The 20,881-nt window shown below is 68.0% G+C and carries 14 protein-coding genes and 1 pseudogene; 12 read left to right on the top strand and 3 right to left on the bottom strand.

Going from position 1 to position 20,881, the window contains the following annotated elements; all coding sequences use genetic code 11:
- The first annotated feature begins 18 nt into the window (after positions 1-18).
- From ACIP5Y_RS38665 to ACIP5Y_RS38710, 10 genes and pseudogenes are all read left to right on the top strand, one after another.
- A complete protein-coding gene (locus ACIP5Y_RS38665) occupies positions 19-897 on the top strand; it encodes a class I SAM-dependent methyltransferase (RefSeq protein WP_400357638.1) in 879 nt (292 codons plus the stop codon).
- The gene (locus ACIP5Y_RS38670) at positions 894-1,493 is read left to right on the top strand and encodes a TetR/AcrR family transcriptional regulator (RefSeq protein ID WP_400357640.1); all 600 of its coding nucleotides are present in this window, start codon (positions 894-896) and stop codon (positions 1,491-1,493) included. The genes ACIP5Y_RS38665 and ACIP5Y_RS38670 overlap by 4 nt, the downstream gene beginning before the upstream one ends.
- 294 nt (positions 1,494-1,787) lie before the next feature.
- Complete coding sequence (locus tag ACIP5Y_RS38675; protein WP_400357642.1) at positions 1,788-3,290, top strand: hypothetical protein; 1,503 nt, start codon at positions 1,788-1,790, stop codon at positions 3,288-3,290.
- A gap of 131 nt (positions 3,291-3,421) precedes the next feature.
- The gene (locus ACIP5Y_RS38680; protein ID WP_400357644.1) at positions 3,422-5,377 is read left to right on the top strand and encodes an MFS transporter; all 1,956 of its coding nucleotides are present in this window, start codon (positions 3,422-3,424) and stop codon (positions 5,375-5,377) included.
- A 36-nt stretch (positions 5,378-5,413) separates the two neighbouring features.
- On the top strand, positions 5,414-6,304 hold the full coding sequence (locus ACIP5Y_RS38685; protein WP_400357646.1) for a winged helix-turn-helix transcriptional regulator: 891 nt from the start codon (positions 5,414-5,416) through the stop codon (positions 6,302-6,304).
- A gap of 79 nt (positions 6,305-6,383) precedes the next feature.
- Entirely contained in the window at positions 6,384-7,844 is a 1,461-nt protein-coding gene (locus ACIP5Y_RS38690) for a carotenoid oxygenase family protein (protein WP_400357648.1), read from the top strand.
- Between the two features lie 12 nt (positions 7,845-7,856).
- On the top strand, positions 7,857-8,882 hold the full coding sequence (locus ACIP5Y_RS38695; RefSeq protein WP_400357650.1) for an LLM class F420-dependent oxidoreductase: 1,026 nt from the start codon (positions 7,857-7,859) through the stop codon (positions 8,880-8,882).
- A 31-nt stretch (positions 8,883-8,913) separates the two neighbouring features.
- A complete protein-coding gene (locus ACIP5Y_RS38700) occupies positions 8,914-10,641 on the top strand; it encodes a class I adenylate-forming enzyme family protein (protein WP_400357652.1) in 1,728 nt (575 codons plus the stop codon).
- Between the two features lie 28 nt (positions 10,642-10,669).
- Positions 10,670-11,893: an acetyl-CoA acetyltransferase gene (locus tag ACIP5Y_RS38705; RefSeq protein WP_400357654.1), complete on the top strand. Its 1,224-nt coding sequence runs from the start codon at positions 10,670-10,672 to the stop codon at positions 11,891-11,893.
- A 116-nt stretch (positions 11,894-12,009) separates the two neighbouring features.
- Positions 12,010-12,785 (top strand): annotated as a pseudogene (locus ACIP5Y_RS38710) (SDR family NAD(P)-dependent oxidoreductase).
- A gap of 55 nt (positions 12,786-12,840) precedes the next feature.
- On the opposite strand, the gene ilvD reads toward ACIP5Y_RS38710, so the two are convergent.
- Complete coding sequence (gene ilvD / locus ACIP5Y_RS38715) at positions 12,841-14,694, bottom strand: dihydroxy-acid dehydratase (RefSeq protein WP_400357656.1); 1,854 nt, start codon at positions 14,692-14,694, stop codon at positions 12,841-12,843.
- A 108-nt stretch (positions 14,695-14,802) separates the two neighbouring features.
- Here ilvD and ACIP5Y_RS38720 point away from each other — a divergent pair, with 108 nt between their 5' ends.
- Positions 14,803-15,390, top strand: coding sequence for a TetR family transcriptional regulator (locus ACIP5Y_RS38720; protein ID WP_400357658.1), 588 nt, complete (start codon positions 14,803-14,805; stop codon positions 15,388-15,390).
- Here ACIP5Y_RS38720 and ACIP5Y_RS38725 read toward each other — a convergent pair.
- Positions 15,356-16,273, bottom strand: a complete 918-nt coding sequence (locus ACIP5Y_RS38725; protein WP_400357660.1) for an alpha/beta fold hydrolase — start codon at positions 16,271-16,273, stop codon at positions 15,356-15,358. The genes ACIP5Y_RS38720 and ACIP5Y_RS38725 overlap by 35 nt on opposite strands.
- A 120-nt stretch (positions 16,274-16,393) precedes the next feature.
- On the opposite strand from ACIP5Y_RS38725, the gene ACIP5Y_RS38730 reads away from it, so the two are divergent.
- Positions 16,394-19,804, top strand: a complete 3,411-nt coding sequence (locus ACIP5Y_RS38730; protein ID WP_400357662.1) for a BTAD domain-containing putative transcriptional regulator — start codon at positions 16,394-16,396, stop codon at positions 19,802-19,804.
- Here the strand turns inward: ACIP5Y_RS38730 and bioB are convergent.
- Positions 19,801-20,865 carry a biotin synthase BioB gene (gene bioB, locus ACIP5Y_RS38735; RefSeq protein WP_400357664.1) on the bottom strand — a complete coding sequence of 355 codons (1,065 nt, stop codon included), beginning with the start codon at positions 20,863-20,865 and terminating at the stop codon, positions 19,801-19,803. The genes ACIP5Y_RS38730 and bioB overlap by 4 nt on opposite strands.
- Positions 20,866-20,881: the final 16 nt, after the last annotated feature.

Here is a 20,881-nt window from a genome sequence, read left to right on the forward strand (position 1 = left end):
AGAATCTAGATTCTGTTTATGGGTGTCAGCTTCACCGCGCAAACGATGGCTCTCCAGCGTGCGCTGGAGACCGCGCGACCCTCCGCATCGCGACTGTTCACCGACCCACTCGCGGTCGGTCTGCTGGACCGGCCACTGCGTGCGGTGGCCGCCGCCGCACGGATTCCGGTGGCGGGCAGCCTGATCGCCCGCGCCTACGACTCCGTGTGGCCGGGGCCCCGGCCGTCGGCGGTCGCGCGCACCCGCCTGATCGACGACACCGTGGCCGACCTGGTCGCCGCGGGCGTGACCCGTGTCGTACTGCTGGGCGCCGGATTCGACAGCCGGGCCTGGCGATTGGACGAACTGCGTGCCGCGGAGGTCATCGAGATCGACCTGCCGGGCACGCAGGCGGCCAAGCGTGCGGCGGTCGCGCGGATCGGCGCCGATCCGGATCGCGTGCGCTTCCTGCCCGTCGATCTGGAAACCGCCGATCTGGAACAGGCCGTGCGGGCAACAGGTTTCGAATCGAACGAACCGACCCTGTTCATCTGGGAGGGCGTGACCAACTACCTGTCGGCGGAGGCGGTGGACCGGACACTGGCCGCGATTCGCACGCTCGCGGGTGCCGGCGGGCAGTTGCTGTTCACCTACGTGCACGCGGGCGCGCTGGACGGTTCGGTCGACTTTCCGGAGGCGCGGCGCTGGGTGCGTAGCGTGCGGCGGGTGGGGGAGCCGTGGACGTTCGGGCTCGTGCCCGCGCAGCTGCCCCGGTATCTCGTGGAGCGTGGATATGTACTCGCGTGGGAGGAGTCGACGGCTGCGGCCGGTCGCCGCTATTTCGGAGCAATGGGACGCAACGACCGCGCCTCGGAGCTCTACCGGGTCGCGCTGGCGGAGGTCTCGTGCCCCGCATGACCGAGGCCACGGCAGAACAGCGACGGCGCCGGATTCTCGATGCGGCGGTGGACTGTTTCGCCGAACGCGGGCTGCACGCCACCACCATGCAGGACATCTGCCGCCGGGCCGGGACCAGCCCGGGAGCGGTCTACTCCTGGTACCCGAGCAAGGAAGCGATCGTCGACGCCGTGGCCGCGGAACGTCACGAGCATGAAAGACAGCTGCTGGCAACGGCATTGGCGGGCACCGACCCGCGTACCGCGCTGTGCTCGTTCCTGGACGCCTACTTCGAGTGGTTGAGCGATCCCGCCGAACGACTCAGACGCCGAGTGAGCGTGCAGGTCTGGGCCGAGTCACTGGTGAACGAGCGCCTGCAACCCAGCGTGCGGGAAGGCATCGGCCAGCGGGCCCTCGCCTGGGATGCGATCCGCGCGGGCCAGGCCGCCGGCGCGGTCACCACCGCCGCCGACGCCGACGGCATCGCGCGCCTGGTGCTCGCGGTGCTGCAAGGCTTCATCCTGCAGCAGGCCTGGGAGCCCGATCTCGATATCGAGGGTTACCGCCGGGCCGCGGATCTGGTGGTAGACGCTCTAACGCCACCGCCCGCGCCCTGACTCTGGCGGTAAACGCGCCGGCGTCACCGCCTGCGCCCCGACTGGCGGCGTACCGCATCGAAAATCATCGGCGGGCTGTTGATCTCGTGATCGGTACTCCGGCGCGATCGCTGTTCGTGTGCTGGTGGGCGAACCGGGCATAGCGCCGGATGGGTAACCTGGACGCCGAATTTGTGGCAGACTCGGCGCAAACGCGCGAGCCGTCCGATGGGCGGTCGGCTGCTCTGATCGGATCTGGGTTTTGATGGATGTGATCGGTAACGCGCGCCGGGATGCGGGAGTTTGAAGGTCGCAATGGATCTCAGCGCCATCGAGCGCCAGGTGGCTGCGGATCGCGGAGCCGCGCGAGACCGTTCGGTCGGCGCCGAGCTGCGACTGGCGAGCTCCCTGTGTGAACTGGCCCGTGGCCTCATCGCCACCAAAAACGATGGCGGGCAGCGTGACTTGTCCGCTTCCGCGCTGGAGCCCGCGCAGGAGGCCGTACTCATCCGGTTGCGCTGGCTCACCGCCGGGCATGTGAACTCCGCGTTCTCCGCGGAGGTGCAGGAGGCGCTGCGGCTGTTCGAGCAGGCCGCCCGCACCATCGGACATCGGGAGCTGGCGACCGCCACCATTCGCAATGCCTGCGATGCGTATCGCCATGTGGCGAGCGCATATCCGCAGGCGGCGGGCGTCTGCGCGGATGCGCTGTCCAAGTGCGGGGTGTGGCTGTGCCGGCTCGATCCGAAGGCCGCGCAGGCGGCGGGCGAGGATGCCGTGCGCATCCGGGCCGCGCTGTTTGCGGCCGACCGGGAACAGGCCAATCGGTATCTCTCCAGCCTGAATACGCTGCTGCGCACCCTCATGGTGGGCCAGCAGCGGAAACAGGCGTTGTCGGTGTATCGGGAGCGGTATGCTTCCGTCACTTCCCCGGCCATGACGCAGCAACTGCGTGCGCTCCGGGTCGACGAGATCGGATTCACCGGCAAGACCGTCGCGGCCCTGGTCAAACTGGAATGCCACACGCTGGAGCGCGCCGGATATCTGACCCAGCAGCAGATCCTCTATCAGTCGGGCGGTGATCTGGCGACCATCGAGGAGATCAACTGGCAGCTGGCGCTGGTCGGGCTGAAGCCCCTCGCGGCCGGGGCGCTGGCGGATCCGCCGTCCAAGCCGATGGAGATCAGCACGTCCTTCGGTGCGCTCGCCGTGCGCTGCTCGTCGCGCAACGGCGTCACGCTGGTGCGGGCCGCGGTGCTCGCGGCCTACGGCGCCGACGATGCGCAGCCGGTGCCCGCCACCGCCTACCTCGGGGTGGATGAAAAGCATTGGAGCACACCCGAACCCGAGGCGAACCTGGCCGAGCGACTGGGTGAGGATGTGGTGCTGATCGAGAAGATCTCCGAGCACTGGGTCTCGGTCAAGAGCCTGAACTGGGAGGTCGCGCCGGTCGGGCAGCATCCGCTGGCGCTGAAACTGTCGCAGGAGTGGCCGGTGGTGAGCGTCACCACCACCGAGCAGATCTCCTACGAACTCTGTTGGTACGAGGGCGGATCCGCGACCCAGTACGCGGCGCTCGGGCTACCCGCGGGGCAGATTCCGCTGGAGAAGCCGCTGGCTCCCCTGGACTTCAAGGCGCTCGCCGATTACGGCGCCGACTACGCCTCCGAGACGCAGGTGCGGTCCGCGTTCGGCAACACCACCATGTTCACCAAACTCACCGAGCTACCCGGCAGTGGCATCCGTCAGTCGGCCGAGGCGGGACCGCTCACCCAGCACGGCTCGAACATCCTGTACTTCCGGGACGGAAGCAAATAGTTTTCACTATTGCCGGTAACAGTGATCCGTATCACTCATGACCGCTACTCTGATCTCACCCGGCTGCTCGTGCCGCATCACAAAGGGTTATCCGGGCGCACGAAATGCCGTGTCAGAAAGGCATCTCGCTCATGAGTACCACCCCGACCGCCATCCCGCCCGCCACGCCGGACTTTCCACCACCCACCCTGCTCACCGGGTTATGGCAGCGGAAACTCCCACACTATCCGGAGACCCCGGCACGCTCCTGGTACCTGTTCCTGGTCGTGACCGTTTCGGTGGGCCTGTACTACCAGCTGTTCGTCTCGGGCGCGGTGGGCAACCAGATCATCGCCTACTTCCAGCTGTCCTTCCGATACTTCGTCGGCATCTTCATCATCGGCGCGGCGTTCGGCGCCGTGGCCTCGGTGATCACCGGACTGCTGGACCGCTGGGGGCGCGCCAATATCGTCGCCTACGGCACGGTGGTCACCTCGCTGCTGACCTGGCTCGCGCAGCCGCAGTGCACCAGCAAGGAAGCCTTCCTGGTCGTCTACTGCGCGATCAGCATCGTCGAGGGCGCCGTGCTGGTGGCCACGCCCGCGCTGGTGCGTGACTTCTCGCCGCAGCTGGACCGGGCCTCGGCCATGGGGTTCTGGACGCTCGGGCCGGTACTCGGCGCGCTGGTGACCACCGAGATCTCCACCCACACCCTGGACGCGCATCCGGACTGGCAGTTCCACTATCGGCTGGCCGGCATCATCTGCACGGTGATCTCGCTGATCGGACTCATCGGGCTGCGGGAACTGAGTCCCCGATTGCGTGACCAGATCATGGTGTCGCTGCGGGACCGGGCGCTCATCGAGGCGCGGGCGCGGGGGCTGGATGTCGATGCGCTGGAACGCAATCAGTGGAAACAGATGATGCACCTGGACATCGTCGGGTCGGCACTGGCCATCTCGATCTTCCTGGCGTTCTTCTACACCATCGTGTCGTTCCTGCCGGTCTATATGGCGACGAACTTCGGATTCACTGCGGCACAGGCCAATTCGCTGGGGAACTGGTATTGGATCGCGAGCGCGATATCGCTGGTGCTGACCGGCATCGTGTCCGATGCGTTGAAGGTGCGGAAGCCGTTCATGGTGTTCGGCGCCCTCATCAGCATTATCGGCGGGTACGTATTCCTCAGCTATACCGATAAACCCGGCACCGATTACTACACCTTCGCGGTGGTCATGAGCTTCACCGCGGTCGGCAGCGGCATTGCCTACTCGACCTGGATGGCCAGTTTCACCGAGACAGTCGAAAAGCGGAATCCGGCGGCCACGGCGGTCGGACTCGCGGTCTGGGGTGGGGTGCTGCGGACCGTCGTGACCTTCGTGCTGCTGGGTTTGCTGTTCGTGGTCACCGCGGCCGGCACGCTGGTCAACTACGGGCCCAGGCTGCAGACCATCCAGACCAAGTACCACGATCAGATCACCACGATCCAGACCGTCGGCGCGGATACCATGGCCGCGCTCGGTAAGAACCCGAATGATGAAGCCGCGCAGGTCGCGGCGCTGGTGAAGCTGACCGGAGATTCGGCGGCCAATGTGAAGACCACCGTCGAGCTGAACGCCAAGTACCCGACCGAGCTGGCGACCCTGCAGGCCATCGACCCGCAGGTGCTGGTGAAGCTGCTGACGAATCCGAATGATCAGGCGTCGGCGGCCACGGCGGTCGGGCAGGTCGCGCAGAAGTTCGGTATTCCACCGGACCAGGCCGCAGCCCGGATCCAGGCAGCGTCGAAGGTTCCGGTCGATCAGCTGGCCGTGGCCTCACAGGTGGGTCCGGCGCTGACCACCGCGAGTGCTCAGCTCAAGGCCGTGAGTGCCATGCCCCCTTCGGATCTGGCGTATCTGTCGGCGCACGGCGCGGCGGTGCAGCAGGCGCAGGCCGATTCGGCCAAGCAGTGGAAGCGCTGGTGGTGGATCTGCTTGATCGCGCAGGTCTGCTTCATTCCGTTCGTATTCGGCATGGCCGGGCATTGGAGTCCGAAGAAGGCGGCCGAGGAAGCGGCCGAGCACGACGACGCCGTACAGCGCGAGCTGGAAGCCCTGTCGCGGTAGCGGTGGAAGTACCGCTATTGAAGTACAGTTACTGAAGTGACCCAGGCGAACTCCGTGGCCGCGACCTTCGATCTGCTGGGCGATCGATTGACGCTCACCATCCTGCGGCAGGCGTTCGTCGACCGGGCCCGCCGCTTCAGTCAGTGGAGCGACCGCACCGCAGCGCCGCCCGCCGTGCTCACCGCACGGCTGGCGGCGCTCGTCGATGCCGGGGTGCTGGCGCGCACGCCGCGGGCGGGCAGCGCCGATCGGTACGAGTATCGGCTCACCGAACTGGGGCTGGGCACCTGGGAGATCCTCGTCTGCGTGTGGGCGTGGCAGCGGGAATGGACGCCGGAGTGGACATTGCTGCCGGAGCTCGTGCACACCGGATGCGGGCATCGTGGGCCGCCGGTGCTGCTGTGCCGGAGTTGCGGGCGGACGGTCACCACCCACGACACCGATGTGGAACTGGATCCGGATGCGTTGTGGCACCTGACCTCCGGACGCCGGCGATCGGTGCGGGCGGCGGATCCGGCGCGCGGAGATGCTCGCTTCGACGAGATCATGGAGGCCATCGGGGATCGCTGGAGTGCGGTGGTGACCGGTTTGGCACTGGCCGGGGTGCGGCGGTTCTCGGATTTCCGTGCGGCACTGAACCTCTCGCCCACGACGCTCACCGAGCGGCTCACGCGGCTGGTCGAGGCCGGGATACTGCAACGGGCCGAATCGGGTGGGCGGGAATACCGATTGACGCATCGCGGCCGGGCGCTGTTCGGCGTCTTCGCCTTTCTGCTCGCGTGGTCGGAGCACGCGCATCCGGAGGCGCCCGCGCCCGGATTGCGTATCCGGCACAAGGAATGTGGCGCGGTGTTGCTGCCGGGATTGCGATGCCGGGGTTGTGAAGCGGTGCTGGGCCGGCGGGATGTGCGCTTCGAACAGCCTTGACAAGGTCGGCGTGAGACGCGTATCACTTCATTAACTGTAGTGAACGAGCCGGGTGGTATCCGCCCGCTGGAGGCTTCGCATGCCGCTCAACGAAGAACTCATCGCACCGGCCGCGGCCGCGCTGACCAATCCGTATCTGGAAGGTCCCTACGCGCCCACCGCGCACGAGGTGACAGCCACGGATCTGACCGTGCTGCACGGAGAACTGCCGGTCGACCTCGACGGCGTGTACGTACGCAACGGCCCGAACCCGCAGTTCGCTCCGCTGGGCCGCTATCACTGGTTCGACGGCGACGGCATGCTGCACGCGGTGCACTTCGAGGACGGCCGGGCCACCTACCGCAATCGCTTCATCCGCACCGCCGAGTTCGACGCCGAGCAGGCAGCCGGAACCGCATTGTGGCGCGGCGTGATCGAGCCCTGGGACGCGAACCCGGCCGGCGACCGCCGCGAGCGCAACTCCGCCAATACCGATGTGCTCTACCACCACGGGAACCTGCTGGCCCTGTGGTACCGGGCGGGAAAACCTTATGCGCTCGACCCCGTCACGCTCGAGACCCGCGGCGTCGACAACTTCAAAGGCACACTGCGCGGCGAGGTTTCGGCGCACGCCAAGGTGGACGAACGCACCGAGGAACTGATCTTCTTCGACTACGGCATCAATGCGCCGTATCTGCGGTACGGGGTCGCCGACCCGAGCGGCGCCGTCACCCACTTCACCGGCCTGGAACTCCCCGGTCCGCGACTCCCGCACGATATGGCGATCACCGAGAACTACTCCGTGCTCATGGATCTGCCGCTCTACAACGATCCGCGTGCGGCGGCGGCCGGACGGTTCAAGATCTTCTTCGACCGGACGCTGCCCAGCCGGTTCGCGGTGCTGCCCCGTTATGGCGAGGGGACGCAAGCGAAGTGGTTCGAGGCCGAATCCGGCTACATCTACCACACCGTCAACTCGTGGGAGGAGGGCGAGGAGATCGTCATGGTGGTGTGCCGGGTCTCCGAACCCAGCCCCGTCTCCGATCGCGCGCACCCGCTGGCACAGCTGCTCGCCTACCTGCGGCCGGAGGCCAAGCTGCATCGGTATCGCTTCAACCTGCGCACCGGCGTCACCACCGAAGAGCCCATGGACGACGTGAACACCGAATTCCCGGCCGTGGACCAGGGACTCACCGGGCACGGCGGCCGCTACTCGTATCAGATGCGGCTGTCGGTGGACCGGACCATGATCTTCGACGCGGTGATCAAATACGACATCCGCACGGGCACAAAGGAAACCGCACCCTTCGGGGACGGCATCTACGGCAGCGAGCTGACCGTGGTGCCCCGCCCCGGCGGCACAGCCGAGGACGAGGCCTGGCTCACCATGTTCGCCCACAACAACCACACCGGCCTGTCCGAGGTGTGGATCTTCGATGCCGCCAACCTCACCGACGGCCCGGTCTGCCGGCTCGGCCTGCCCACCCGCGTGCCGCTCGGCTTCCATGCGACCTGGGTGAGCGGCGACCGCATGCGCGCGGCCGCGCGGCCGGCGTTCTGAAGGGTTGTCTCCGTGCTCGTTCCGCGATTGAGCGTGAGCCTGCCCTACTGGCAGAACCGGGATCCGCTCGACGCCCTCCGGGTCGCCGAAGCCGCCGATGAACTCGGCTACGACCGGCTCTGGATCGGCGAGATGGCCACCTTCGATGCCTTCGCCCTGGCCACCGCCATCGGCCGGACTCCCGGCATCCCACTGTGCCTCGGACCCCTAGCTGTCCCGGTACGCAGCCCGGCGACCATCGCCATGGGCGTGGCCAGCGTCGCGGCTCTCACCGGTCGCTCCGTCGATATCGCGCTGGGCACCTCGAGCACGGTGGTGGTACGCAACTGGCACGGACGCGAAAGGCAGCGTACGGCAAGGCATCTGGAAGAATCGGCCCGCATCGTGCGGGCCCTGCTGAACGGTGAGAAAGCCGAGTACGACGGCGCGGCCGAGCACATCCACGGCTTCCGGCTCCGGCTACCCGCGCCCGCACCTGAACTGGCTCTCGCCGCTTTCGGCGACCGGGCTCTCGAAGTAGCGGCTCGGACCGGGGATCGGGTGGTGCTGAATCTGGTGACACCGGCCCAGGTCGCCCGATGCGTCGCAGTCGTAGCCGAATTCGCGAAGGCCGCCGACCGCCCCGCCCCGCCGACCTCGGTCTGGGTGACCGCGGCCGTATCGCCCGATGCCGACATGTTCGCCACGCTGCGGCAAGGTGTGGTCGGCTACCTGCGAGCGCCGGGTTACGACGCCATGTTCACCGAGGCCGGCTTCGGCGAGACCGTCGCCCTGGCCCGGGGCGGCGCGCACCCGCGCGAAGTACTGGCCGCGCTACCGGACGAATTGCCTGCCGCAGTGGGCATGTTCGGCACCAGCGAAGCCCTCGCCGCCCGCCTGGGCGCCTATTACGCGGCGGGCGCGGACGAGATCGTCGTCGTCCCCGTCACCTCGATCGAAGACCCGGCCGGTCGCCGTACGCTCGAGACTCTGGCCGACATCGCCGCGGTCCGCGGTGCCCGGCCGAACGGGTTCGCCGGTCACAGCCCACTGTCCTGAATCCCGAACCATCGCATCGCCAGGGGGCCACATGGCCGAATCATCCGCCTCTGCAAGCCTTTCCGCCGCCCGGGCGCTGGTGCGCACTTGCCACCCCGACGACACGGTACGCACCTACCTGGAACGTGGCTGGTGGGAGTCCGAGACGATTCCCGCCGTGTTCCGACGCCGGGTCGACGCGGCTCCGGATGCGCTCGCACTCACGGATCCGGACAATCTGACCGATCTCACCGGGGCCCTGCCCCGCACGCTGACCTGGCATGAGCTCGACGAGCATGTCCTGGATCTCGCGGCGGTGCTGCTGGACAACGGTATTCGGCAGGGCGCGACGGTGGCCGTGCAGCTGCCGAATTCGATCGCGCTGACTGCGACCTATCTGGCCTTGTGGCGGCTGGGCGCGGTGGCGACACCGATGCCGGTGTCCTTCCGGCGGTACGAACTGTCCGGAATCGTGGCGGCCACCGCGGCCGCGGCCATCATTACCGCGGGCCGGTTCGGCGATCGGGAACTCGCCGCGGAAGCATTGTCGGTGGCGGCGGGGGAGTGCCGAGTATTCGCTTTCGGGCCGGAAATCCCGGATGCGGCAATCGGCTTGGGCGAGACCGTCGACGAGGCGGCGCGAAATCGGGTGCGCGATTACGAGTCCGGCCTCGCTGTAACTGTCAACGACCGTGTCACCATCTGCTGGACCAGTGGCACCGAGGCCGCGCCGAAGGGTGTCCCGCGCTGTCATGGCGACTGGCTCGCGGTGGCGGGCGGTGTGCAGGACGGGCTGGGTGTGACGCCGGATTCGGTGATACTCAATCCCTTTCCCATGGTGAACATGGCGGGGTTCGCGGGGTCGTTCCTGCCGTGGTTGCTGGAGGGCGGGCATCTGGTCCAGCATCAACCGCTGGATCTACCGGTGTTCTTCGGGCAGATCGCGAAACATCGGGTGACGCATACCGCCATGCCGCCGGCACTGCTGACCATGTTGCTGCACAACGAGGAACTGCGTTCGCGGGCGGATCTGTCCTCATTGCGGACCGTCGGCTCGGGTGGTGCGCCGCTGCCGCCTCCGGTGGTGCGGCGCTGGCAAGAAGATCTCGGCATCGCGGTGGTCAACTTCTTCGGGTCCAACGAGGGTGTGAGCCTGCTCGGCGCGCCCGCGGATATCCCGGATCCCGACCTGCGTGCCCAGCATCTGCCGAATTACGCTGCGGTGGGCGTGCATTGGTCGACGCGGCTGGCGGCGCGGACTTCCGTGAAGCTGGTGGACCTCGTCACCGGGGAGACGGTCACCGAGCTCGGCGGACGCGGGGAACTGCGACTGCGCGGCCCGGCCGTATTCGGCGGGTATCTGCCGGGCACTGCCACTACCGAGCCCTTCGATGACGACGGATACTTGTGCAGCGGCGATGTTTTCGAGCTGTGCGGCGATGGTGGTCGTTACCTGCGTTTCGTGGACCGGGTGAAGGAGATCATCATTCGCGGCGGCATGAATATCGCCCCGGCGGAGATCGAAGGACTGCTGGCCGATCATCCGGCGATCGCGGACGTCGCGATTGTCGGCTATCCCGATGCCATGCTCGGTGAAAAGTGTTGCGCGTTTGTGGTTCCCGCACCCGATGTGACCATCACGCTCGACGATCTCACCGCGCATCTGCGCGGGCGGGAGGTCGCCTCGTTCAAACTCCCGGAACGGCTGGAAGTCATCGACATCCTCCCGCGCAATCCGGTCGGCAAACTGCTGCGCCGCGAGCTGCGCGACCGGCTCTGAACCATTCGACAATTCTCAGGGAGTTCTCGTGTCCGTGCACATTCTCGGCGGCAGCCAAACCGATTTCGCCGTCAACTGGCATCGCGCCGGTCTCGGCTTCGACGCGCTCGTGCGGAGCGTGGTCGAGGAGGCGCTGCTTGCCGCACGAATCGGCGGGGCCGATATCGAGGTCATTCATGTGGGCAATGCCTTCGGGCAGTTGTTCACCGGGCAGGGGCACCTCGGCGGTATGCCCGCGACCGTGCTGCCCGAGTTCTGGGGCGTCCCGGCAAGCCGGCACGAGGCCGCGTGCGCTTCGGGCAGTATGGCCGCGCTGGCTGCGATGGCGGACCTCGAATCCGGGCGTTACGACTGCGCTCTGGTGCTGGGCGCCGAGTTGGAGAAGACGGTCCCCGGCGGCGAAGCGGCCCGATACATGGGTGCGGCCGCCTGGGCGGGGCACGAGGCGCAGGACACCGATTTCGTGTGGCCGACCATGTTCGCCGCGATCGCCGAGGAATACGACCGCCGCTACGGACTGAATCCCGCGCATCTACGGGCGATCAGCGAACTGAACATCACTAATGCGCGCTCGAATCCTGCTGCTCAGACCAGGGATTGGGCTTTCACCCCGGAGAGTTTCACCGCCGATGACACGGCCAACCCACCCGTCGCGGGGGTGCTGCGGCGTCAGGACTGCAGTCAGATGACGGACGGGGCGGCGGCGGTGGTGCTGGTGTCGGATCGATTCCTGGCGCAGCGCAGCGATATTCCCTCGTCGCGGCGCGCGGTGATCACCGGATGGGGTCACCGCACCGTCGGACTTCCTCTGGAACAGAAGTTCCGTGCCTCGGTTGGTGAGCCCTACGTCTTCCCGCACGTCAGGCAGGCGGTCCTCGATGCGCTCTCCCGCGCGGGCCTGGCCGACATTCACGAGGTCGACGGCGTCGAGGTCCACGACTGCTTCTCCATGTCCGAGTACATGGCCATAGATCACCTCGGTCTCACCGCACCCGGCGAAAGCTGGAAGGCCGTGGAATCCGGCGACATCGGCCGCGACGGATCCCTCCCGGTGAACCCCGGCGGCGGCCTGATCGGCATCGGCCATCCCGTCGGCGCCACCGGTGTCCGCATGCTGCTCGACGCCTACAAACAGGTCACCGACCAGGCGGGCGACTACCAAGTCGGCGGCGCGAACCGTTTCGCCACGGTCAATATCGGCGGCAGCACGACGACCGTCGCGAGCTTCGTCGTGGAGGCCGTCGGCTCATAACCGCCGAGCAGATCCTTCTATCGAAAGCTGTTCTGCAGAACGGCATTTCATGATGTCATTCGCGGTGGCGGCGTACCCTGATCCGAAGGATTCCACCGATCGGAAGGGGTGCTGTCATGGCTGAACCGAGGTTGGCTGGGAAGCGGGCGCTGGTGACCGGCGGCAGCCGGGGCATCGGCGCGGCGACCGCGCGGCGGCTCGCCGAAGAGGGCGCCGAGGTCGCGGTGAACTACGTCTCCGACGCGGCCTCCGCCGAGGGCCTGGTGAAGGAGCTGCGCGACAACAACTACCGGGCAGCCGCATTCCAGGCCGACATCAGCGACCCGGCCCAGGCGAGAAGCCTGGTTGATCGGGTAGTCGCCGAATTCGGTGGCCTGGACATCGCGTCGGCAATGCCGGCGTCGAACACTTCGCCCCCCTCGACGAAATCACCCTCGCCGATTTCGACCGGGTGTTCCACACCAACGTCGCCGGCCAGCTCTTCACCGCCCAGGCCGCCGCCCCGATCCTCCCCGAGGGCGGCCGAATCGTGCTGACCTCCTCCGTCAGCGCCCGCATCGGCGTCTACCACCACGCCCTCTACGCAGCGAGCAAGGCGGCGATCTCGGCCATGGTCCGCAACCTGGCTCCCGAACTGGCCGGCCGCGGCATCACCATCAATGCGATCGCCCCCGGCGGCACCGCCACCGATATGGCCGCCGAGAACGCCGTCCACTACACCCATCCGGTACTGAAGACGGCCATCTCCGCCGACCAGTCGATCCGCTCGATGAACGCCCTCGGCCGCCTGGCCGACCCCGCCGAAATTGCCGCCATCACCGCATTTCTCGTCTCCCCCGACGCCTCCTACCTGACCGGCTCCACCATCGACGCCTCCGGCGGCTGGCTCTGACCTGACCGGCACTCGACGCACTGAAAACAACCGGCCCACCATCGGGCCTGTGGGGTCAGGCGGGGAGTCTGGAGGGGTCGCGGACTGCGCCTCGGTCGGCTGAGGTGGCTAGGAAGGCGTAGGTGCGGAGGGCCAGGGAGACTTCGCGGTGGCGATTGCGGGGGCGGTAGCCGCCGTTCGCCTCCAGGTCTTTGCGGCGGGCTGTGAGGGTTTCGTCGTCGACGTGCAGAGTCATTGTGCGCGAAGGGATGTCGATGGTGATTTGGTCGCCGTCCTGGACCAGGGCCAGCGGGCCGCCGGCGGCGGCTTCGGGGGAGATGTGGCCGATGGAGCAGCCTGAGGAGCCGCCGGAGAAGCGGCCGTCGGTGATGAGGGCGCACTTGTCGGCCAGGCCGCGGCCCTTCAGATAGGAAGTGGGGTAGAGCATTTCTTGCATGCCGGGGCCGCCTCGAGGGCCCTCGTAGCGGATGACGAGGACGTCGCCGGGCTGGATGCGGCCGGTGAGGATGGCTTCGACTGCGTCCTCTTGGGAGTCGACGACCAGGGCCGGGCCGGTGAAGGTGTGCATGTGGGCGGCGACGCCGGCGGATTTGATCACCGCGCCGTCGGGGGACAGGTTGCCGCGGAGGACGGCCAGGCCGCCGTCTCGGGAGTGGGCGTGGGCCGCGTCGTGGATGCAGCCTGCGGTGGCGTCGAGGTCCAGTTCGTGCCAGCGTTCGGATTGGGAGAAGGCGGTGGCGGAGCGTTTTCCGCCGGGGGCGGCGTGGAAGAGCTCGAGGGTTTCTTCGGAGGGGTTGCCGCCGCGGACATCCCATTCGGTCAGCCAGGCGTCCAGGGAATCCGCGTGCACCGCATGGACATCGCGGTGCAGGAGTCCGGCGCGGTTCAGTTCGCCGAGGATGGCGGGGATACCGCCGGCGCGGTGCACGTCCTCGATGAGGTAGGGCCCGTTCGGGGCGACCTTGCACAGGCAGGGGACGCGCAGGGACATCTTCTCGATGTCGGTCAGGTCGTAGTCGAGTCCGGCTTCCTGGGCGGCGGCCAGCAGGTGCAGGACGGTATTGGTGGAGCCGCCCATGGCCAGGTCCAATGCCATGGCATTGTCGAAGGCATTGCGGGAGGCGATGTTTCGCGGGAGGACGGAGGCGTCGTCGGCGTCGTAGTAGCGGCGGGTCAGCTCCATGACCGTGTGGCCGGCGGCCTCGTAGAGCGCCTTCCGGGCGGTGTGGGTGGCGAGGGTGGTGCCATTGCCGGGGAGGGCCAGGCCCAAGGCTTCGGTAAGGCAGTTCATGGAGTTGGCGGTGAACATGCCGGAGCAGGAACCGCAGGTGGGGCAGGCGTTTTCCTCGATGCGAAGCATGTCCTCGTCGGACACCTCGGGGGACACGGCCGCGGACATGGTGTCGATGAGATCCAGGCGGCTGCGGACGGTGCCGTCGACCAGCACCGCGGTGCCGCCCTCCATGGGGCCGCCGGAGACGAACACGGTGGGGATGTTCAGGCGCATGGCGGCCATGAGCATGCCGGGAGTGATCTTGTCGCAGTTGGAGATACAGATCAGGGCGTCGGCGCAGTGCGCGTTCACCATGTACTCGATCGAGTCCGCGATGAGGTCGCGCGAGGGCAGTGAGTACAGCATTCCGCTGTGCCCCATGGCGATTCCGTCATCCACGGCGATCGTATTGAACTCGCGCGGAATCCCGCCCGCCGCCCGCACGGCGTCGGAGACGATGCGCCCGACCGGCGCCAGGTGGGTATGGCCCGGCACGAACTCGGTGAAGCTGTTGGCGACGGCGATCACCGGCTTGCGCCCGATATCGGCGGACGGGACGCCGCTGGCGCGCATGAGCGCGCGGGCGCCCGCCATGTTCCGGCCGTGGGTGACTGTTCGTGAACGCAATTCCGGCACGCTGCCTCCTCCATAACTGCAACCTTTCGGTTGCAACCGTGCGGTTGGAGTTTGCCACAGTGTGGTCCCTGACTGCAACCGCACGGTTGGAGATGGTTGGATGGACCCATGGCGTGGGATACCGAGGGCACCAAGAGCAAGCTGCTGGAGGCGGCCGTCCACGAGTTCGCCGAACGCGGACCCGACGGGGCGCGAGTCGCGGCCATCGCGGCCCGCGCCGGCGTCAACAAGGAACGCATCTACCAGTACTTCGGCGATAAGAACGGCCTGTTCGAGGCCGTCCTCACCGACCAGCTCGAACAACTGGCCGCCGCCAGCCCGCTCAGCGCGGAAAAGGCCGGTGACCTCGCCGAATACGCCGGCCACGTCTACGACTACCACCGCACCCACCCGCAGTTCCTGCGGCTGCTGCACTGGGAGGGCCTGCAGCCGCCCGGCGGCGAACTACCCGCGGAATCCGCCCGCGCCTCGCACTACGCCGACAAGGTGGCCGCGCTCGCCGCGGCCCAGCGCGCCGGAACCCTGCCCGACGATGTCGCCGCCGGATACCTGCTGTACGCCGTGGCGGCGCTCGCCGCCTGGTGGTTCTCGGTGCCGCAGGTGGTGCGAATGGTCATCGGCGGGGACGCCGCCGATCCGGAGGCATTGCGGGAAGGGCTGATCACCCTCGTACGCCGCCTCGAGCTCCGCGCGTAGCAACCTCGCGGGTGAGCAATCCGCGAAGGGCTCGCACGATATCCGCCGGAGCCTCCTCGGCCATGAAGTGGCCGCAGGTGACCGTCTCGTGGTGCAGATCGGGGGCCCATGCGCGCCACAGGGTTTCGGGCTCGAAGCCCAGAGCCGAACCCCAGTCCTGCTGCACGACAGCGACCGGCATGCGGAGGGCGTTCCCCGCCTCCCGATCGACGAGGTCGTGCTCGATGTCGATGGTCGCGCTCGCGCGGAAGTCGGCCACGATGGACGGCACCGCGGCACCGCACGCGGCCAGATAGGCGGCCCGGACATCGGCGGGGATGGAATCCGGATTCTTCGCCCAGATATCGAGGAAATGGCCGAAGAAGGCGTCGGGACTCGCGCCGATGAGCTGTTCCGGCAGTCCGACCGGCTGCGCCATCAGATACAGGTGGAAGCCGACCGCGCCCAGGACGCCGTGCAGGACCTCCCAGGTATCCGCGGTCGACATGCCGTCCAGGGATGCCATGTGGGTGATGTGCTCCGGATGGTCGAGGGCGGCGCGGAAGGCGACCAGCGCACCGCGATCGTGCCCGGCCAGCGCGAACCGTTCGTGGCCGAAAGCCTGTGCGAGAGCGACGATATCGTTGCCCATGGTGCGTTTCGAGTAGGTCTCGCCGTCGGTGTCCACGGGCTTGTCGCTGGCACCGTACCCGCGCAGGTCCGGGCAGATGACGGTGTGGTCGGCGGCCAGATCCGCGGCCACATGCCGCCACATGAGATGGGTCTGCGGGAAACCGTGCAGCAGCACGATCGGACTGCCGGAACCGGCGACGGCCGCGGTGAGCGAGACGCCATCGGCGACGGTGACGCGCTGGTAATCGAAGCCGGGGATACGGGGGGACATGCTGTTCCTCTCCTGGGACTGCTCTGACCGGACGATCCTGTCCCCGGCTGCTGAGCAACCGGTCAGCAGCGACTGAGCGGCAACCGATCAGCAACGGACGAGCCGATAGAGTCGACCGACGTGGTGACCTTCGGAGTCCTCGGCCCCCTGCGCGCCGACGACGAACGCGGCCCGCTGGCCCTCAAGGGCCCGCGGCACCGCGCCGTACTCGCCCGCGTCCTGATCGCCCACGGCCGCGTGGTCCCCACCACCCAGCTCATCGACGACCTCTGGGAGCGCCCACCCGCAGACCCGACCGGCACCCTGCAAACCTTCGTCTCCGCCCTCCGCCGAATCCTCGAGCCCGACCGCGCCCCACGCCAACCCGCGCAAATCTTGATCACCGCCGCCCCGGGCTACGCCCTGCGCATCGAACCCATGCAGGTCGACGCGGGTCGCTTCGAAGCGCTGGTGCGCCACGCCGATTCACTGCGGGCCGCGGCGATATCGAGCCGCCTGCCCCGGCCTGCCGATGCAGTGTCATGGACCGCCGGACCCGAACAGGCAGGCCGACCGAAATCAGCGCAACCGACGCCCCCGGAGCTGCTCCGGGCCGCGGTCGATGAATTCGATACCGCACTGGAACTCTGGCAAGGACCCGCCTACGCGGAATTCGCCGACCGTCCCTGGGCCCGCTCCGAGATCGCCCGCCTCGACGAGTTGCGGCTCACCGCAATGGAACAGCGTTCCCACGCCCTGCTCGACCTGGGCCGCGATGCCGAGGCGATCACCACCCTGGACGCACTCGTCCGAGACCACCCACTCCGCGAGACCGCCTGGCACACACTCGCACTCGCCCTCTACCGCACCGGCCGCCAAGCAGACGCCCTCGCCGGCCTCCGCACCCTGCGCCGCACGCTGCGTGACGAACTCGGCGTCGACCCCGGCGTCGAAGTCCGCGACCTCGAAACAGCGATCCTCACCCACGCACCACACCTGACCCCGGCCGCCGCGAGATCGGCAACCCTCACATCCGATGCGGCAGCCCCTTCGGCGCCCGGCAAGCGGCTCGACGTCTCCGGGCAGACCACGGACGCGTCGACCACGGAAGCCGGTGAAACTGAACCGAATTCCCCCGCGGCCGGCCCGGACGCTGCGGAGCTGCGCGATGGTCGATTCCCGGAGATGCCGCCGCGATCGGAGGCGACGGCGCGCGGATTCGGCACCGGAGCGGAGATATTTGTCGGCCGTGCGGGGGCGATCTCTCGTTTGGATCGGGCGGCTGCCGAGGTCGTGGAATCGGGTCGGGTGCGGGTGGTGCTGGTGTCCGGAGTCGAGGGCGCGGGCAAGAGTGCGCTGGCTCGAATGTTTTCGGATCGGGCTGTCGCGCAGGGGTGGGTGAGTGCGTGGGGTGCGAGTCCGGAGGAAGCGGGGACGCCGGCGAATTGGCCGTGGCAGCGGATTGTGGCGGATCTGGTCGCCGGCGGTCGGCCGCAGCTCGAGGTGCCGGCCGCCGAGAGAGGTGATCCGGCGGCGGCGCGGTTCATTGCCCGGCAGCGGAATATGGACTACCTCGCGGCGGCTGCGGCGGACAGCCCGGTGCTGCTGGTGTTCGACGACCTGCACTGGGCGCAGGCGGAAACGCTCGAACTGTTGGTGGCCGTGGCGACTTCGGCAGAGATCGGCCGGGTGCTGGCCATCGGCACGTATCGCACCACCGATGTGAGTCCGGAACTGACGACCGCGCTGGGCCGGGTGGCGAGAGCGGAACCGGAGCGGATTCAGCTGGGCGGGCTGAGTGCGGGCGAAACCGGGGAGCTGGTGGGCGAAGTCGTCGGGACCACCGTCGATACCGCGGTGGTGCGGCGAATTCACGAGCGGGGCAGCGGAAACCCGTTCTTCACGCGCGAGCTGGCGCGGCTGCTCCGCGATGAGGGGGACGGTGCACTCGCCGCGATTCCGGCGGGGGTGCGAGATGTGGTGCGGCATCGGCTGACCCGGCTCGCGGAACCGCATCGCAGGGTGCTGCAGCAGGCAGCGGTCATCGGCGCGGAGGTCGACCCGTGCCTACTGGTGCTGCTGGCGGGGGATGAGGAACTCGTGTTGTCGGCTCTGGATGCCGCTCTGCACGCCGGATTCCTCATCGAGCAGACCGGGCCGGCGTTTGCGCACGGAGTCGTGCGGGACGTCGTGTACGGGGAGGTTTCGGCTGTTCGGCGGGTGGCTTGGCATGCGCGGGTTGGGGAATTGATGGAGGAGAGGGGTGGGGATGCGGCCGTGCTGGCGCATCATTTCGGGCGGGCCGGTACGGCGGCTACGGCCGAGCGGGCGGCGAGGTATGCGTGGGCCGCGGCTCTGCAGGCGGAGGTGGTGTTCGCGCCGCACGAGGCGGCTCGGTGGTGGGAACAGGCTGTGGCGGGGTTTGCCCGTATCGGCGATGTACGCGCGGGGCTCGAGGCGAGTATGGGGTTGGGGCGGACGCTGGCTGTGACGGGGGAGTTGGAGCGGGCCAGAAGGCTTCGAGGGGAAGCGATTCAGGTTGCGGAGGGTTTGGAGGATTCGGCGTTGACGGGGCGGGTGATCGTTGCGTTCGATGTGCCCGCGGTGTGGACCGAGAACGATGAGCCGGTGCTGGCCGGGGAGATCGTCGATGCGGCGTATCGGGTGCTGGGGGAGTTGCCGCCCGGGGAGGTGGAATTGCGGTGCCGGTTGCTCGCCACTATCGCGCTGGAATTGCGGGGTGACGATGGTGGTCGTGGCCCGGGGGCCGCGGCGGAGGCGGAAGCGCTTGCGCGGCAATCTGGTCGGCCAGAGTTGCTGGCGCTTGCGCTGAATGCTCGCTATATGCAGACGTTCTACCGCGCGGGTCTGGCCGGTGAACGGGACCGTATCGGAGCAGAGCTGATCGCCTTGTCTCGCGAGGCCGGACTGGTGACTTTCGAGGTGCTCGGGCATCTCATCCGTATTCAGGGACTCAGTGCCACAGCTGATTTCGACGAGGCCGACAAGCATGCCGTGGCAGTCGACGCACTGGCCGATCGCTATGAACTGCCGTTGGTCGGCGTCTTCACCCGCTGGTATCGCGCACTGCGGCAGTCGCTTACAGCCTCGTATGCCGCGTCGGAAGCCGCCTATCGAGTGGCTGCCGCGTCTTTCCCGATCGCAGCGATGCCCGGCCTCGGGCACGGCCTGTTGCCGCTCGCACTGCTGTGCCTGCGCCTGCGCCACAATCTCCCGATCGCCCCCGATTCAGGCATCGATTGGGGTCCGCACGAGCCATGGGTGCGTCCACTGCTCCTGCTGGCCGAAGACCGGCGGCAGGAGGCGCGGAAAGCTCTGCTCGCACTTCCCGATCCGCCGCCGGACCTCCTGCTCGAGCTGCGGCTCTGCCTGCTGTCCCGCGCCGCACTCGAACTCGGTGAGCGCGACCTCATTGCGCGTCTGCACGATGAATTGCTCCCGGCCGCAGGCGAACTCGCCGGTGCGGGTACCGGCCTGTTCACGCTGGACCCGGTTGCGGACTACCTCACCAAGCTGGCCGCAGGGCGTTAAGCGTTGGCGGGCAGCCCCGTTCCGGCCCCGCGGCGGCGGATGGCCACCAGGTCGTGGCGGGCGGCGGGGAGGGTCGGCTCGTCGGCGCCCTCGATGGTGAATCCGGCATCGGTGATCAGCTGCCGGTCGTCGGCGCCCGGCTGGCCTTCGCTGGTCAGATAGTCGCCCAGGAAGATCGAATTGGCCAGGTGCAGGGCCAGCGGTTGCAGGGTGCGCAGGTGGATTTCGCGCCCGCCCGCGAGCCGGACCTCCACATCGGGAAAGTGGAAGCGGAACAGGGCGAGAATGCGCAGGCAGCGTTCCGGGTCGAGATCCCAGCGCCCGCCCAGCGGGGTGCCCTCGAACGGGATGAGGAAGTTGATCGGCACCGAATCCGGGTCGAGTTCACGCAGGGCGAGCGCGACATCCACGATGTCGTCATCGCTCTCACCCATGCCGAAGATCGCCCCGGAACACGGCGAGAGCCCGGCCGCGGTGGCGCGCTGCAGCGTGTCGACCCGGTCGGTGAAGGTGTGGGTCGTGCAGATATCGGCGTAGCGGGCCTCGGCCGTATTGAGGTTGTGGCTGTAGGCGTGTGCGCCCGCGGCCGCAAGCCGTTCGGCTTGCCCGTCGCCGAGCAGTCCGAGACAGACGCACACCTCCACCTGGGGATGATCGGATTTGATGGCGGCGATGGTGTGCTCGATGCGGGTGATGTCCCGGTCGCCGGGCCCGCGCCCGCTGGCCACCAGGCAGACCCGCTTGGCGCCGGCCCGCACCGCGTCCCCCGCGACCTGCGCCGCCTGCTCGGGCGGGATCCACGAATACTTCAGCACCTCGGAGGCCGAGCCCAGCCGCTGCGAGCAGTACCCGCAATCCTCCGGGCACAGGCCGCTCTTCATATTCACGATGGTGTTGAGCTTGACGCGCATGCCGAAGAATTCGCGCCGCACCCGTGATCCCGCGGCGACCACCTCGATGAGCGGATCCGAGCCCGCAAGCAGCGCAAGAGATTCCGCGCGGCTCGGAGCCTCGCCGCGGAATGCCTTGGCCACCAATGTGTTCAAAAGTTCGCTGGTCATGCCTCGGTAAACTACC

Source organism: Nocardia sp. NPDC088792 (assembly GCF_044750615.1).
GTDB lineage: Bacteria > Actinomycetota > Actinomycetes > Mycobacteriales > Mycobacteriaceae > Nocardia.

Bases quoted from the DNA above. Each gene is read 5' to 3' on its own strand.
- ACIP5Y_RS38665 (WP_400357638.1), top strand. From the start codon at position 19: ATGGGTGTCAGCTTCACCGCGCAAACGATGGCTCTCCAGCGTGCGCTG.
- ACIP5Y_RS38670 (WP_400357640.1), top strand. From the start codon at position 894: ATGACCGAGGCCACGGCAGAACAGCGACGGCGCCGGATTCTCGATGCG.
- ACIP5Y_RS38675 (WP_400357642.1), top strand. From the start codon at position 1,788: ATGGATCTCAGCGCCATCGAGCGCCAGGTGGCTGCGGATCGCGGAGCC.
- ACIP5Y_RS38680 (WP_400357644.1), top strand. From the start codon at position 3,422: ATGAGTACCACCCCGACCGCCATCCCGCCCGCCACGCCGGACTTTCCA.
- ACIP5Y_RS38690 (WP_400357648.1), top strand. From the start codon at position 6,384: ATGCCGCTCAACGAAGAACTCATCGCACCGGCCGCGGCCGCGCTGACC.
- ACIP5Y_RS38700 (WP_400357652.1), top strand. From the start codon at position 8,914: ATGGCCGAATCATCCGCCTCTGCAAGCCTTTCCGCCGCCCGGGCGCTG.
- ACIP5Y_RS38720 (WP_400357658.1), top strand. From the start codon at position 14,803: ATGGCGTGGGATACCGAGGGCACCAAGAGCAAGCTGCTGGAGGCGGCC.
- ACIP5Y_RS38725 (WP_400357660.1), bottom strand. From the start codon at position 16,273: ATGTCCCCCCGTATCCCCGGCTTCGATTACCAGCGCGTCACCGTCGCC.
- bioB (WP_400357664.1), bottom strand. From the start codon at position 20,865: ATGACCAGCGAACTTTTGAACACATTGGTGGCCAAGGCATTCCGCGGC.